The organism is Actinomycetospora sp. C-140 (genome assembly GCF_054796175.1).
Genome location: NZ_JBTWNF010000003.1, coordinates 103,431 through 116,535 on the forward strand (window position 1 = coordinate 103,431; position 13,105 = coordinate 116,535).

Genomic DNA, 13,105 nt, shown 5'->3' on the forward strand with positions numbered 1-13,105 from the left:
ATGACGACCACCACGGGGCACCGAAATCGACAAGAGGGCCGTCGGACCCCCGGCGTAGCGTCGCGACGGCGTCCGCTGCACGGGTCGGCGGCCGGGGGAGGACCACGGGTGAGCACGGACACGGCCGCGCGGCCGGCGAGCGAACGCACCGACGGCACGGCGCCGGCCGTCGAGGTCCGCGACCTCGTGAAGCGCTACGGGCGCAGCCGCACGGCCGCGGTCGACGGCCTGGGCTTCGCGGTGCGCCGCGGCGAGGTGTTCGGGCTGCTCGGCCCGAACGGCGCGGGCAAGACCACCACGGTCGGCGTGCTCACCACGCGCGTCACCAAGACCTCGGGGCTCGCGACGGTGGCGGGCATCGACGTCGCGGCCGACCCGGTCGGGGCGCGAGCGGTGCTCGGCGTCGTCCCGCAACGGCCGAACCTCGACCGCTCGCTCGACGCGCGCGGCAACCTCGTCTGGCACGCCGCGTACCACGGGGTGCCGCGGGCCCGGCGCCGCGCGCTGGCCGACGAGCTGCTGGAGCGGATGGGGCTCGCCGAGAAGGCGAGCACCAATCCGGACGAGCTCTCCGGTGGCCAGGCCCAGCGCCTGATCATCGCGCGTGGGCTGATGCACGACCCGCAGGTGCTCTTCCTCGACGAGCCCTCCACCGGGCTCGACCCGCAGGCGCGGCTCTTCGTGCACGACCGGGTCACCGAGCTCGCCGCGTCCGGCGTCACCGTGGTGCTCACGACGCACGACATGGACGAGGCGGCCAAGCTGGCCGACCGGGTCGGCATCGTCGACCACGGCAAGCTCCTGGCGCTCGACACCCCCTCGGAGCTGGTCGCGGCCCTGCCGGGGGAGGCGACGATCGACCTGACGCTCACCGGCGCCGACGTCGGAGCCCTGCGCGGCCGCCTCACGGAGGTCCGCGGGGTGGCCGGGGTCGAGGAGATCGCCGCGGAGGCCGGCCTCGACGGTGGGGCCACCCACCTCCGGGTCAGCGTCGACGGCGAGGCCGGCGCCGCGCTGCCGCCGGTGCTCGGCACGGTGGCCGACGCCGGCGCCGCGGTCTCGCAGGTGGAGCTGGGCGAGCCGACGCTCGAGGACGTGTTCATCGACCTGACGGGGAGGGGCCTGCGATGAGCGCACCGACGACGGGGGTCCCCGCGGCGGGGGCCCCGGCGAGGTCCGCGGGTCCCGGTCAGGGCCGCGCGTTCCTCGGGGTCCTCGGCCGCGACCTCGCGGTCACCGGCAAGGAGTTCGGCACGTTCCTCAGCCAGGTGCTGATGCAGCCGTTCTTCCTGCTGTTCGTCTTCGGCGTGGTGCTGGGCCAGCTCGGCTACGTCACGCCGGGCTACGCCCAGCTGCTGCTGCCCGGGCTGCTGGCGCTCAACGCGTTCTTCGTGGCGGTGCAGGCCACCGCGATCCCGCTGGTGATCGACTTCTCCTACACCAAGGAGATCGAGGACCGCCTGCTCGCGCCGCTGTCCACGCGCCTGGTGGCCGTCGAGAAGATCGTGTTCGGGGCCTCGCGGGGCCTGTTCGGCTCGCTGGTGATGATCCCCGTCGGCTACATCGTGCTCGACGAGGTCACGTGGGACCTCTCGGGCCTGCCGATCGCGGCCGTGCTGCTCGTGCTCGGCTCGCTGGCCGGCGGGGCGGCCGGGCTGTGCATCGGCACCCTGGTCTCGCCCCGGAAGATCAACGTCGTGTTCGCCCTGGTGATCACGCCGCTGCTGTTCACGGGCTCGACGCAGTTCCCGTTCCTGCAGCTCGGGAACCTGCGCTGGTTCCAGGTGATCTGCGCGCTCAACCCGATCACCTACGTCTCGGAGGGGCTGCGCGGCGCGCTGACGCCGGCAGTGCCGCACCTGGCCGGCTGGGTCTGCCTGCTGGCGCTGGTGGCGGCCTGCGCGCTGTTCGGCGTGATCGGCATCCGGGGGTTCGTCCGCCGGGCTCTCGACTGAGGGGCGCCCGGTGACCGAGGCCGCGTTCGCGGCGCTCCGCGCCCGGCTCGCCAGGGTCCTGGCCGACGGCGGACACCCCGGGCCGGCGGCCCTCCTCGAGCGCCTGACGTACCGGCCGGGCGACTCCTCGGCCGCGGCGCCACCGGTCGTCACGCACCTCGGCGACGCCCTCGTCCGGGCGGGCGAGGAGGTCGACGCGGCGCTCGCCGGGACCCTCGCGCCGCTCGCGACCGCCGCCGCGTGGCAGCAGACGGCGTCCTATGTGCAGGACCCGCCCGACGCGACGTTCCTCGACCTCTACGCGCACGCCACCCTCGCCGAGGCCGACGACGTCGCGCTCGGCCTCGTGCTGCTCGGCCCGGGCGTGCACTACCCGCCGCACCACCACCCGGCCGAGGAGTTCTACCTGCCGGCGGGGTCGATCCGGTGGCGGCACGCCGCCGAGGGCGAGCCGGCACCGGAGCCGGCCGGTGTGCTCGTCCACCACGCGCCCTGGCAGCCGCACGCGATGACCACCGGCGACCGTCCGGTACTCCTGGTCTACGTCTGGACCGGTCCGGTGGGGACGCCGTCGGTGTTCGTCTGACGGGTCGGTCCGGGTAGGCCCCGATCATGCGACACCAGGAGTTCCTCGCGGGCGTCGCCACCCGAGGTGGCTTCGCCGAGACCGACGAAGCCCGCCGCGCGGCGGACGCCGTGCTGGCGACGGTGGCCGAGCACCTGCCCGCCGACGACCGCGACGCGCTCGCGGCCGCCCTGCCGTCCCTGCTCGAGCAGGAGTCGGGCGTCGACCGCGTGGGCGGCGGCGGCACCCCGACCGAGGCCGGGCTCGTCGACGACGTGGTGCGCCGCACCGGGTGGTCGGCCGAGCGGGCCCGCTACGCGCTCGTCGCCGTCACCGGCCAGCTGACGGCCGAGGACGGGGATCTCGGGGCACGGATCGGGCGCGTCCTGCCGATCGAGCTGCACGGCGGCGGCCCGACGCTGCCGCCCGACGCCGCGTCCGAGGGCGCGCAGGGCCGCCCGCAGCCGGTCGACGCCGACGAGCTCGACCGCGCGCTCGGACAGCGCCTGCCGGAGTGGTCCGGCGACCGCTCGGGCATCCAGCGCACCGTCTCGATGCCCGCCGAGCGCGTCGACCTGCTCCTCGAGCGCCTGCGCGCCGTGGAGCACCAGACCGGCCACCGGCTGCGCATCGTCGACCGCACGCCCACCTCGCTGACCGTGCGCGCCCGCAACGAGCGCCAGGAGATCGTCACCGCCTCCGACCTCGACCTCGCCGCCCACTTCGACGAGGCCGTCGCGGCGGTCGGCTGACTACACCACCGTGAAGCCCGGCGGGGTGGGGGCGCGGCCGGTGAGGGCGCGCAGCAGCACCGCGCCGTGCCCGAGCCGGACGCCGGTGCGGGCGAGGACACCGACCGCCTCCCCGACCGTCTCCTCCGGGAAGGCCACGTCGAGCCCCGCGGCGGCGGCGATGTCGTGGCCGTGCACCACGAGCTCGACGGTGCGGGTCGGGACGTAGGAGCGCACCCGCAGGCCGCCGGCGATCGTGGTGATGAGCGCGTCCGGGTCGGCGGCGCGGGCGGCCGCGACGGCGCGGGCTCCCAGCTCGGCGAACGCCGCGGCCGGGTCCGCGCCGAGCGCCGCACCGGCGTCCCGTCCCCGCTGGGCCACCGCCGACTGGTCGATGCCCTCGCCGGTCATCGACGGCAGCAGGGCGTAGTAGCCCTCGGGCGCGTCGATGTCCTCCCGCTCGGCGGGCCGCTCCAGGTACGTCAGCACGGTGACGAACGCGCGGCTGGTGTGCCCGACCAGCGCGCGCAGGTCCCACTCGCCCAGCCCCGGGCCGTCCCATGCGCCATCCGGGATCCGCCGCACCAGCTCCACGACCGTCTGCGCGGCCTCCGCGTACGCCTCCATGTGAGCGATTGTCGCCGCCATCGGGGCGACGACCACTCACACGAGGAGGTCAGGCGATGAGCTTCGCCGCGATCTGGGCCAGGCGGGTGCCCTGGACGCGGGCGGCCTGCAGCGCGTCCTCGTCGGGGGCGGCCGACTTCCGAGACACCCACGACGCCCCGTACGGGTTGCCCGACGACATCAGCGACGGGTCGGCGGCGTAGCCGAGGGGCATGACCAGCGCACCCCAGTGGTAGAGCACGTTGTTCATCGACAGGATCGTCGCCTCGAGCCCGCCGTGGCCGGTGGAGGCGCTGGTGAACGCGGTGCCGACCTTGTCCGCCAGCTTGCCCTGCGCCCACAGCCCGCCGGTGGTGTCGAGGAACGCCTTGAGCTGCTCGGCGCTGTTGCCGAATCGGGTCGGGCTGCCGAGGGCGAGCCCGTCGGCCCACTCGAGGTCGTCGAGCGAGGCGAGCGTGTCGTACGGGTTGTCCTCGACCCACGCCTTCCAGCGCCGGTTGTTCTCGATCGCCTCGGCCGGCGCGCGCTCGGCGACGGGCCGCACGCGCGTCTCGGCGCCGGCCTTGCGGGCGCCCTCGGCGAGGGCCTCCGCGAGCGCGGCGACGTTGCCGGTCGCGGAGTAGAAGACGACGGCGATGTGCGGCGCCCTGGCAGCGTCGGGCACGGGGCCTCCCCGGATCGGTGACATCGGTGGTGAGCGCCCCGATCCTCACCCGGGCCGGCGGTCGGCGCCGCCGCGGGGTCCGTTGCGTTCCGCGCATCGAGGCCGCCGACGGGGGAGACTGGGTGACGTGACGGCGCGGGAGGCGGGGGCGACGGTGCCCCGACCGAGGGCCGGGTCGACGGCGGGCACCGACCCGGCGGGCCCGCGCGGGCTCGTCGCGCTCTACCGGCGCCTGTCCGGCCTCGTCGCCGCCGCGTCGGCCGACACCCAGGCGGTCGCGTCGGTGGTGGCCGGCGAGCTCGGGGTGCTCGCCGCCGTCGTCGGGCCCCGCCGCGAGGTGCTCGCCGCCGCGGCGCCCGGCGTCGGCGTCGCCGAAGCCTCCGCGCTCGTGCGTGCCGACGCCCGCAGCGGCGTCTGGCCCCGCGTGCTCGACGCGGCCGCGGCGGCGGGACGGGCGCTGCGCGTGCCCGGGCCGGGGACGCGCGTGCAGGTCGTCGCCCCGGTGCTGCTGGGCCGCGAGGTGCCGGCGTTCCTCGTGGCCGAGGAGGACACCGCGGCCCGCGACCGGCCCGAGGCCCTCGCCGGCGACGACGTCCTGCTGCTCGTGGCCGAGCACGCGGCGACGGTGGTCGGCGTGCTCGCCGGGCGCGACCGGGTGCTCGCCACGGCCGCCGGGCAGGTGCGCGGCGACCTCGTGTCGGGGCTGCTGCTCGACCGGGCCCGCGACGCCGACCAGGCCGCCCAGTGGGCCGAGCACGTCGGCTTCGACCACGGCGTCGCCCACCGCGTGGTGGTGGTGTCACCGGACGACGACGACGCGTACGGGGCCGGCCCCGCGAGCCTGCTCGGCGAGGCGGAGGAGCACCTCGGCGCCGCGGCGCCCGCCGCCCTCACCGTCGTGCGCGACACCGAGACGGTGGCGGTCGTGCCGGAGCCCGCCGACCCGGTCGCGGTCGGCGCGGCGTGCGCCCGCCGTCTCGCGCGGGGCCGCGTGCCCGACCCGGACGCGTACTGGCCCGTCACGGTGGCGGTCGGCGGCACGCTGTCGGCGCCCGAGGAGATCGCCCGGTCCTACGACCAGGCGCGCCGCACCCTGCTCGCCGCCCGCCGTCTCGGCCGCGGCGGGCGCGTGGTGCGCTTCGACGACCTCGGCGTGCACCGGCTGCTGCTCCAGATCCCCGACCCCGAGGCCGCCCGCGCGTTCGCCCGCGAGGTCCTCGGGCGGCTCGCGACCGACCGCTCCGAGCGCACCACCGAGCTGCTGCGCACGCTCGCGCGCTACTTCCGCGAGGACGGCAGCCCGCAGCGCGTCGCCCGCGCGCTCAACGTCCACCCCAACACCGTCGGCTACCGGCTGCGCCGCGCCGAGGAGCTGTCCGGCCTGCACCTGGACTCCTACCGCGACCGTCTCTCCGCGCAGGTCGCGCTGGAGATCCTCGGGGAGATCGAGGCGTGAGCGAGTCGTTCGCCGACGCGCTCGCCCGGCGCGTGCTGCTCGCCGACGGCGCGATGGGCACCCTGGCGCGCGCCAGCGGACGCCAGGTCGAGGGACCGGGCGTGGAGCTGTGCGTCGTCGCCCCCGAGCTGGTCACGGCCCTGCACGAGCGCTACCTCGCCGCCGGCGCCGACGTCCTGCAGACCCACACCTTCGGCGCGTCGCGGACCCGGCTGGAGCGTCACGGGATCGCCCGCCGCACCCGGGAGATCAACCTGGCGGGCGCCCGCCTGGCGGCCGCCGCCCGCGACGGTGCGGGCCGGGCGGCCTGGGTCGCGGGCTCGGTGTCGCCGGCGACCCCGCCGGGCCAGGCGACGCCGGTGGACCCGTCGCGCGCGGCCGCGGCGATCCGCGAGCAGGTCGCCGCGCTCGTCGAGGGCGGGGTCGACCTCGTGCTGCTGGAGACGTTCAGCCGGGCCGACGAGCTGCTCGCGGCCGTCGGCACGGTCCGCGAGGTGACCGACCTGCCCGTCGTCGCGCAGGCGACCTTCGTCGACGAGGACGGCACGCCGCTGACGGCCACGGGCGAGTCGCCCGCGGACGTCGTCGCCCGCCTCGCGGACGCCGGCGCGGTCGCCGTCGGCAGCAACTGCACGCTCGGGCCCCAGGGGCTGCTCGACGTGGTGCGCGGCATGGGCCCGACCGGGGGCCCCGCCGTCTCCGCCCAGCCGAACGCCGGTCTGCCGCACGTCGTCGCCGACCGCAGCGTCCGCTTCGCCGGCGACGCCGAGCACTTCGCGCGCTACGTACTGCGCTACGTCGAGGCCGGCGCGCGGCTGGTCGGCGGCTGCTGCGGCACGACCCCCGAGCACACCGCCGCGGCGGCGAGCGCCCTGACCCTGCACGACGCCTGGTCCGGCCCGCCGAGCACCACCACGGGCGCGCCGACCGGGCCGGTGGAGGTCGTCCGGCGGGTCGCCACGCCACCGGACGAGGACGCCGAGGACGCCGAGGACGCCGACACCGGGGCCGTCGCGGCCGGCCGGCCGACCCGCGGGGTGCTGGAGCGCTGGCTGCGGGGTCGCGGAGCGCGGGAGTTCCTCGTCGCGGCCGAGGTCGCGGGCGCCGGGACACCCGACGAGCACCTCACCCGCGCCCGGCGGGCGGTCGCGGGCGGGGCGGGCGTGCTGTGGGTCAGCCGCCCCCGCGCGCGGCGCAGCACGACCACGCCGGCCGGCCTCGCGGTCCACCTGCACGACCGGATCGAGGTCGACACCGCGCTGACGGTCACGAGCTGGCAGACGAGCCTGCTCGCCCTGCAGGCGGACCTGCTGGGTCTGCACGCGCTCGGACTGCGCCTGCTCGTGTGCGAGACGGGCAACCCGCCGGTGCACGCCGAGCAGGCGGTCCGCGACGGGCGGTGGGAGGTCGACGGGCCGGAGCTGCTGCAGCTGGCCGCCGGGCTCAACCGCGGTGTCGACGCCGACGGGGTCGAGCTGGCCGAGACCACGGCGTTCCGGCTCGGCGCCCGCGTCACGCCCGGCGCCGACGACCTCGACCACGAGATCGACCGGGCGCTGGACAAGGTCGAGGCCGGGGCGGAGTTCCTGGTCTCGCGGCCGGTGTTCGAGCTCGAGCGGCTCGGGGCGATCGTCGACGCGCTGCGCGTCGCAGGGCACCGCGTGCCCGTCCTCGCGTCGGTCGGGGCGCTCGCCGGGTACGCCCAGGCCGAGCACCTGCGCCACGAGGTGCCCGACGTCGTCGTCCCCGATGCCGTGGTCGAGGAGATGCGGCGCGCCGGTGACGGGCCCGAGGCCGCGCGGACGGGGCTCGCGCTCGCCGCCGAGCTGGTGGCCGGCGCCGCGGGCAGCGTCGACGGCGTGGTCGTGCGGTGGTCGGGGCCGCCCCTGCCCGGGCTCGATCCCGCGACGGCGGTCGCCCGGATGCGGGCGGCTGCGCGGGACGCGCCCGGCGCGCGCGCCGGGCGGTGACGTCGGGCGGTGGAGAGCGTCAGGCGCTGACGGCCTCGACGACCGGCCGGGGCGCCGGCACGGGCGCGACCGGGGCGCCGCGCAGGCGGGCGACCGTGGCCCGCAGGTAGGCGACCTCGCGCGTCAGCGACGCGACGGTCTCTCCGTCGTAGTCGTAGGACATCTCGCGGGGCATGACCACGACCCCGCAGCAGGGGCACGTCGTCGGGGCGTTCATGCTCGTCACCTCGGAGCTCGGATCGGCGACGGGCCGGAGGATCGACCCGCCTGCCGTCCAGTCTTCGGGGTGCTGACCCCGGCGGGCACTGTGCCCGCCCACAGAGATCGCCACGGGCCGATTGTGGTCGGACACAGCGTGCGCCGACCCTGCGGCCGACCAGCCGCGTCAGCCTGCGTCGACCAGACGAGCGCGCCACGCGTCCAGGTCGGCGTCGGAGACGCCGGCCTCGCGGAACGGGGTGCGCGGGTCGTCGTCGACGAGGTCGAGCACCGGCTCGAGGTGGGCCGGGGTGACGCCGACGCGGCCGGGCTCGACCGTCGGCTCGATCGCGCCCTGGACGGCGAGGCGGTCGCGCAGCGCCACCCGGTGCTCGTTGGTCGCGGCGAAGTCGGCGGCGACGACGTCGCGCGGGACGCCGGCCGCGCGCAGCAGGAGGGCGACGGCCACCCCGGTGCGGTCCTTGCCCGCCGCGCAGTGCACGAGCATCGGGCCGGGCCCGTACGCGGCGACGCCGACGAGCTGCGGGAGCCAGGCCTCACCGATGCGCACCAGCAGCAGGTAGAGCTCGCCGGCGTCGAGCTCGCCCGCGCGGCCGCGGGCCTGCTCGGCGGGCGAGAGCGCCGCGATCAGCGGCAGCGTGGTCAGCTCGGAGCCCAGCGCCGGGAGCGGGTGCTCCGCGGGGAGCTCGCCCGGGTTGCGCAGGTCGACGACGCTGCCGGGCGGCCACCCGAGCCCGCCGGGCCCCGCTTCGGTCGCGTCGTCGGCCAGGGGCGCGTCGGCGCGCCAGAGCACGCCGGCCCGGGTGCGCCCGCCGTCGACCGTGGGCATGCCGCCCACGTCGCGGAGGTTCGCGAGGTGCCGGGCGACATCGGTGCTCGGGACGGTCGGGGGCGAGGCTGGCACCGGGAGGTCTCCTTCGTCGGGACCTCCATCGTCCCGCCGCGAGGTGAACGTTCCGGGTCGTCGTAGCGGACGTCACCTCCCGGCGGCGCCGCGTAGCGCCCGCGCGACCACCCGGCACCCGCACACCCCGAGCAGCGGCAGGGCGAGGGCCAGCAGTTCGGGCGCCACGGTGATGTCCAGCCGGGCGCCGAGCAGCAGCGCCGCCCCCAGGACGAGGCCGAGCAGCGGCGAGCCGAGGTCGACACGCTCCCGTGGGGTCCGCACGGTCCGCCGCCGGTGGCCGGCGAGCCCGGCCGCCAGCAGCTCGCCCACCGCGGCGGAGAGGCCGTCGCGCGGGACGGAGCGGGTGGCCGCCGCGGTCTCGCGCGCCGTCCCGCCGAGCTCGGTGGCCGAGCGCTCGGCGAGGACGACCTCCCACGCGTCGTCGTCCCGGGTGCGGAACACCAGGAGACGCTCGCGGCGCCGGCGCGGGGCGAAGTACCAGGACACCGCGTGGGTGCCGTCGGGCTCGACGCGGCTCGAGCCGTAGTGCGCCCCCTGCGCCCGCAACCGGTCCCCGACCGCGGCGTCGACCGCCGCGGCCGACCGGTCCCCCGCGCGCCGCACCGCCATCACCAGGCAGTGTGCGGTGGGTCACAGCGGTCCGGCAAGGACGGGGCGAGATCGTGGACGGGTGAGCGAGCCCGAGGTGGTCCTGCGCGCCGTGCGTCCCTCGGACGAGGAGCTCGCCCGCGCCGCCCAGACCGCACTCGCCGCCGACGGGTTCGACTTCGGGCTCTGGGCGGACGGCGAACCCTGGCTCGCCTACCTGGACCGCCTCGACCGTGAGCACCGCGGCCTCGACCTCCCGCCGGGCCGCGTACCCATGACGTTCCTCTACGCCGAGGTCGACGGCCGGGTCGTGGGCCGTACCTCGATCCGGCACACGCTCACCGCCACCCTCTGCGTGCAGGGCGGTCACGTCGGCTACGCCGTGCTCCCCGACGAGCGGCGGCGGGGCTACGCGACGGCGATCCTGCGGCAGAGCGTCGCGCACCTGCGGGAACGGGGCGTCGGTCCGGTCCTGGTCACCTGCGCCGCCGACAACCCCGCCTCCCTGGCCGTCATCCGGAACAACGGCGGCCGCGCCGACACCTCCTGGCCGTCGTCCCGCCCGCACGGCGACCACGTCGCGGAGACCCTGCGGTTCTGGATCGACTGACCCTCTGACGAGGAATGCGGCTTTCCTGGCGACGCGCTCGACGCGCGGCTCGGGTTCGTCGGCGTGCAGGACGTCGTCGACGCGCGCCTCACGTCGTCCACCCGAGGTTGACGAACAGGGCCATCGTCAACCTAGAGTGGACGCATGCCCCCGACACCGGCCCAGCCCGTCCGCCTCGACGACCTCATCGCGGCGATCACCTCGGTCCACTCCGACACGCTCGAGCAGCTGCAGGACGCCGTGCTCGCCGCCGAGCACCTCGGGGAGGTCGCCGACCACCTCATCGGCCACTTCGTCGACCAGGCGCGCCGCTCCGGGGCGTCGTGGACCGACATCGGCCGGCGCATGGGCGTCACCAAGCAGGCCGCCCAGAAGCGGTTCGTGGCCAAGGGCGAGGAGATCGACTTCCAGGAGGGCTTCGGGCGGTTCACGCCGCGCGCCCGCAACGTGGTGGTGAAGGCGCAGGAGGAGGCCCGTTCCGCCGGCAACGCCGAGATCACCCCGGCGCACCTGGCGCTCGGCCTGCTCCACGAGCCGGAGTCCCTCGCGGTCCTGACCATGAAGGCCCTCGACGTGGCACCCGAGACCGTGCGGCGCACGGTCGTCGCGACCCTGCCGGCGCGGTCCGACGAGCTCGGCGCGCTCATCCCGTTCGACGCCGCGGCCAAGAAGGTGCTGGAGCTGACGTTCCGCCAGGCGCTGCGCCTCGGGCACAACTACGTCGGCACCGAGCACATCCTGCTGGCGCTGCTCGAGCACGAGGACGGCGCGGGCACGCTCACCGGCCTCGGGCTGGGCCGCGACGACGTCGAGGGGCACGTCGTGCGGACGCTGTCGATGCTGTCCGGGGCGCCCGAGGACCCTCAGACGCCGTAGACCCGCCGCGGCTCGATCAGCACGGCGGCCCGCCGCTCGCGCGCCATCGTCGCGTCGTACTCGGCCCAGTCGTCGTGCGTGCCGCCCGCGGCGCGGAAGACGTCGCGCAGCAGGGCGGGGACGTCCAGGACCCCGGTCAGCGGGTCGTCGGGCCCGGCGATCTCGGTGCTGCCCTCGACGGTCGTCCACCGCCACCCGGCGCGGACCGTGACCGTGATCCACGGCCGGGCGCGGAGGTTGGCGAGCTTCACCGAGCCGCCCGCGGCCACGAGCGCCACGATCGGCGTCCCGTGCACCGGGTGGTCCATCACCCCGGCGTTGACGACGCTCGACTGCACCGACCCGTCCGCGCGGGCGGTCGACACCACGACCAGGAAGTGCTCGCCGGCGGCGCGCTCGCGGAAGTCGTCGAGGTCCATGGGCCCGAGCCTGGCACGCGCTCAGCCCAGCGCGAAGCCGAAGGGCAGCTCGAGGCGGTGGGCGGCGAGGAAGGCGGCGTCGGCGAGGATCTCGCGGGTCGGCGCGTCGGCCACCACGACCCCACCGTCGATCACCACCGAGCGCGGGCAGAGCTGCAGGGCGTACGGCAGGTCGTGGGTGACCATGAGCATCGTGCGGTCGAGGCCGAGCAGCACCTCGGCGAGCTCGCGGCGCGCGACCGGGTCGAGGTGGGTCGACGGCTCGTCCAGCACGAGGATCTCGGGGTCGCACGCCAGCACGGTGGCCAGCGCGGCCCGGCGGCGCTGACCGCCGGAGAGGTGCATGGGCGAGCGGTCGGCGAGGTCGGCCACGCCGACGGCGTCGAGGGCCTCCTTGACCCGCAGCGAGAGCTCGGGCTCGGTGACGCCGAAGTTCGCGGGGCCGAACGTGACGTCGTCGGCGACCGTGGGCATGAACAGCTGGTCGTCGGGGTCCTGGAAGACGATGCCCACCCGCCGGCGGATCTCCTGGACGTTCTCGCGGGTGACCTCCAGCCCGCCGACCGCGACCCGTCCGGCCCCCGCCCGGTGCACCCCGTTGAGGTGCAGCACGAGCGTCGTCTTGCCCGCGCCGTTCGGGCCGAGCAGCGCGACCCGCTCGCCCCGCTCGATGCGCAGGTCCACCCCGAAGAGGGCCTGGTGACCGTCGGGGTAGGCGAAGGCGAGGCCGTCGACCTGCAGGGACGGAGGGGTCACGCGAGCCAGTATCCGGACGCCGCGAGCACCGCCGCGGCGACGGCGGGCAGCAGCGCGACCGACCACGTCACGCGCGACGCGGAGGCGGTGGTGAACGCGGGCATGCTCCCGGTGAAGCCCCGCGAGAGCATCGCGAGGTGCACGCGCTCGCCGCGCTCGTAGGACCGCAGGAACAGCGAGCCGACCGAGCGCACCGTCGCCCCGAGCTGCCAGACGAAGCGCGGGTCGTGGCCCCGTGAGATGCGGGCCAGGCGCATCCGCCCGGCCTCGGCGGCGATCACCTCGAGGTAGCGCAGCATCAGCGTCGCGATCACGCAGACCATCGACGGGACGCGCAGCCGCGAGAGACCGGAGACGAGGTCCCGCAGCGGCGTCGTGGCGGCGAGCGTCACCGAGATCAGGACGCCCAGCGTGCCCTTGACCAGGATGTTCCAGCCGGCGAGCAGCCCGTCGACCGAGAGCGACATCCCCCACCACTCGACCCGCGGACCCGTGGCGAAGAACGGCAGGAGCACGGCGAGGACCACGAAGGGCGCCTCGATGAGGGCGCGGGCGGCCAGCCACCCCGGCGGGATGCGCGCCGCGATCCAGATGCCGACGAGCAGCAGGAACTGCAGCCCGAACACCGCGAACGCCTCCCGGGGCGTCGCCACGACGGCGAGCACCATGAGGAAGGCGACCACGATCTTGACGTGCGCCGGCAACCGGTGGACGACCGAGTCGCCGGGCCGGTGGAGCGGATGGGCGTGACCGGCTCCCACC

At 76.4% G+C, this 13,105-nt stretch carries 16 protein-coding genes; 8 read left to right on the forward strand and 8 right to left on the reverse strand.

Translation table 11 applies throughout. From position 1 onward, the window contains the following. Positions 1–108 precede the first annotated feature (108 nt). The 4 genes from ACR9E3_RS06125 to ACR9E3_RS06140 are packed head-to-tail and all read left to right on the forward strand — an operon-like array spanning position 109 to position 3,272. Positions 109–1,131: an ABC transporter ATP-binding protein gene (locus tag ACR9E3_RS06125; RefSeq protein ID WP_460379188.1), complete on the forward strand. Its 1,023-nt coding sequence runs from the start codon at positions 109–111 to the stop codon at positions 1,129–1,131. Further along, positions 1,128–1,955, forward strand: a complete 828-nt coding sequence (locus ACR9E3_RS06130) for an ABC transporter permease (RefSeq protein ID WP_460379189.1) — start codon at positions 1,128–1,130, stop codon at positions 1,953–1,955. The genes ACR9E3_RS06125 and ACR9E3_RS06130 overlap by 4 nt, the downstream gene beginning before the upstream one ends. Positions 1,956–1,965: 10 nt before the next feature. Continuing rightward, a complete protein-coding gene (locus ACR9E3_RS06135; RefSeq protein ID WP_460379190.1) occupies positions 1,966–2,541 on the forward strand; it encodes a dimethylsulfonioproprionate lyase family protein in 576 nt (191 codons plus the stop codon). Positions 2,542–2,567: 26 nt separating this feature from the next. Continuing rightward, positions 2,568–3,272 carry a DUF2267 domain-containing protein gene (locus ACR9E3_RS06140; RefSeq protein WP_460379191.1) on the forward strand — a complete coding sequence of 235 codons (705 nt, stop codon included), beginning with the start codon at positions 2,568–2,570 and terminating at the stop codon, positions 3,270–3,272. Here the strand turns inward: ACR9E3_RS06140 and ACR9E3_RS06145 are convergent, their stop codons facing one another. Then, a complete protein-coding gene (locus ACR9E3_RS06145; protein ID WP_460379192.1) occupies positions 3,273–3,878 on the reverse strand; it encodes a maleylpyruvate isomerase N-terminal domain-containing protein in 606 nt (201 codons plus the stop codon). 49 nt (positions 3,879–3,927) lie between these two features. Beyond that, a complete protein-coding gene (gene wrbA / locus ACR9E3_RS06150) occupies positions 3,928–4,542 on the reverse strand; it encodes an NAD(P)H:quinone oxidoreductase (protein ID WP_460379193.1) in 615 nt (204 codons plus the stop codon). Between the two features lie 127 nt (positions 4,543–4,669). Between wrbA and ACR9E3_RS06155 the strand changes: the two genes are divergently transcribed. Both ACR9E3_RS06155 and ACR9E3_RS06160 read left to right on the forward strand, forming a co-directional pair. After that, entirely contained in the window at positions 4,670–5,998 is a 1,329-nt protein-coding gene (locus ACR9E3_RS06155; RefSeq protein ID WP_460379194.1) for a PucR family transcriptional regulator, read from the forward strand. Further along, a complete protein-coding gene (locus tag ACR9E3_RS06160) occupies positions 5,995–7,968 on the forward strand; it encodes a homocysteine S-methyltransferase family protein (protein WP_460379196.1) in 1,974 nt (657 codons plus the stop codon). Before ACR9E3_RS06155 ends, ACR9E3_RS06160 begins: the two co-directional genes overlap by 4 nt. Before the next feature lie 19 nt (positions 7,969–7,987). Here the strand turns inward: ACR9E3_RS06160 and ACR9E3_RS06165 are convergent, their stop codons facing one another. The 3 genes from ACR9E3_RS06165 to ACR9E3_RS06175 form a co-directional block, all read right to left on the reverse strand. Next, positions 7,988–8,185, reverse strand: coding sequence for a hypothetical protein (locus tag ACR9E3_RS06165; RefSeq protein WP_460379198.1), 198 nt, complete (start codon positions 8,183–8,185; stop codon positions 7,988–7,990). Positions 8,186–8,353: 168 nt separating this feature from the next. After that, positions 8,354–9,091, reverse strand: coding sequence for a tyrosine-protein phosphatase (locus ACR9E3_RS06170; protein WP_460379199.1), 738 nt, complete (start codon positions 9,089–9,091; stop codon positions 8,354–8,356). A gap of 72 nt (positions 9,092–9,163) precedes the next feature. After that, positions 9,164–9,703, reverse strand: a complete 540-nt coding sequence (locus ACR9E3_RS06175; RefSeq protein ID WP_460379201.1) for a hypothetical protein — start codon at positions 9,701–9,703, stop codon at positions 9,164–9,166. A gap of 61 nt (positions 9,704–9,764) precedes the next feature. Between ACR9E3_RS06175 and ACR9E3_RS06180 the strand changes: the two genes are divergently transcribed. Together ACR9E3_RS06180 and ACR9E3_RS06185 are read left to right on the forward strand one after the other, a co-directional pair. Beyond that, complete coding sequence (locus tag ACR9E3_RS06180) at positions 9,765–10,292, forward strand: GNAT family N-acetyltransferase (RefSeq protein ID WP_460379203.1); 528 nt, start codon at positions 9,765–9,767, stop codon at positions 10,290–10,292. 144 nt (positions 10,293–10,436) lie between these two features. Beyond that, positions 10,437–11,168 (forward strand): Clp protease N-terminal domain-containing protein, encoded by a 732-nt coding sequence (locus ACR9E3_RS06185; RefSeq protein WP_460379205.1) that lies wholly within the window; start codon positions 10,437–10,439, stop codon positions 11,166–11,168. Here the strand turns inward: ACR9E3_RS06185 and ACR9E3_RS06190 are convergent. From ACR9E3_RS06190 to cbiQ, 3 genes are read right to left on the reverse strand one after another with little or no spacing between them, the layout of a single operon-like run. Continuing rightward, positions 11,156–11,587: a TIGR03618 family F420-dependent PPOX class oxidoreductase gene (locus ACR9E3_RS06190; protein WP_460379206.1), complete on the reverse strand. Its 432-nt coding sequence runs from the start codon at positions 11,585–11,587 to the stop codon at positions 11,156–11,158. The two genes, ACR9E3_RS06185 and ACR9E3_RS06190, sit on opposite strands and share 13 nt — an antisense overlap. A 21-nt stretch (positions 11,588–11,608) precedes the next feature. Further along, positions 11,609–12,343, reverse strand: coding sequence for an energy-coupling factor ABC transporter ATP-binding protein (locus tag ACR9E3_RS06195; protein ID WP_460379208.1), 735 nt, complete (start codon positions 12,341–12,343; stop codon positions 11,609–11,611). Then, positions 12,340–13,104 carry a cobalt ECF transporter T component CbiQ gene (gene cbiQ, locus ACR9E3_RS06200; protein WP_460379209.1) on the reverse strand — a complete coding sequence of 255 codons (765 nt, stop codon included), beginning with the start codon at positions 13,102–13,104 and terminating at the stop codon, positions 12,340–12,342. The genes ACR9E3_RS06195 and cbiQ overlap by 4 nt, the downstream gene beginning before the upstream one ends. Position 13,105 lies beyond the last annotated feature (1 nt).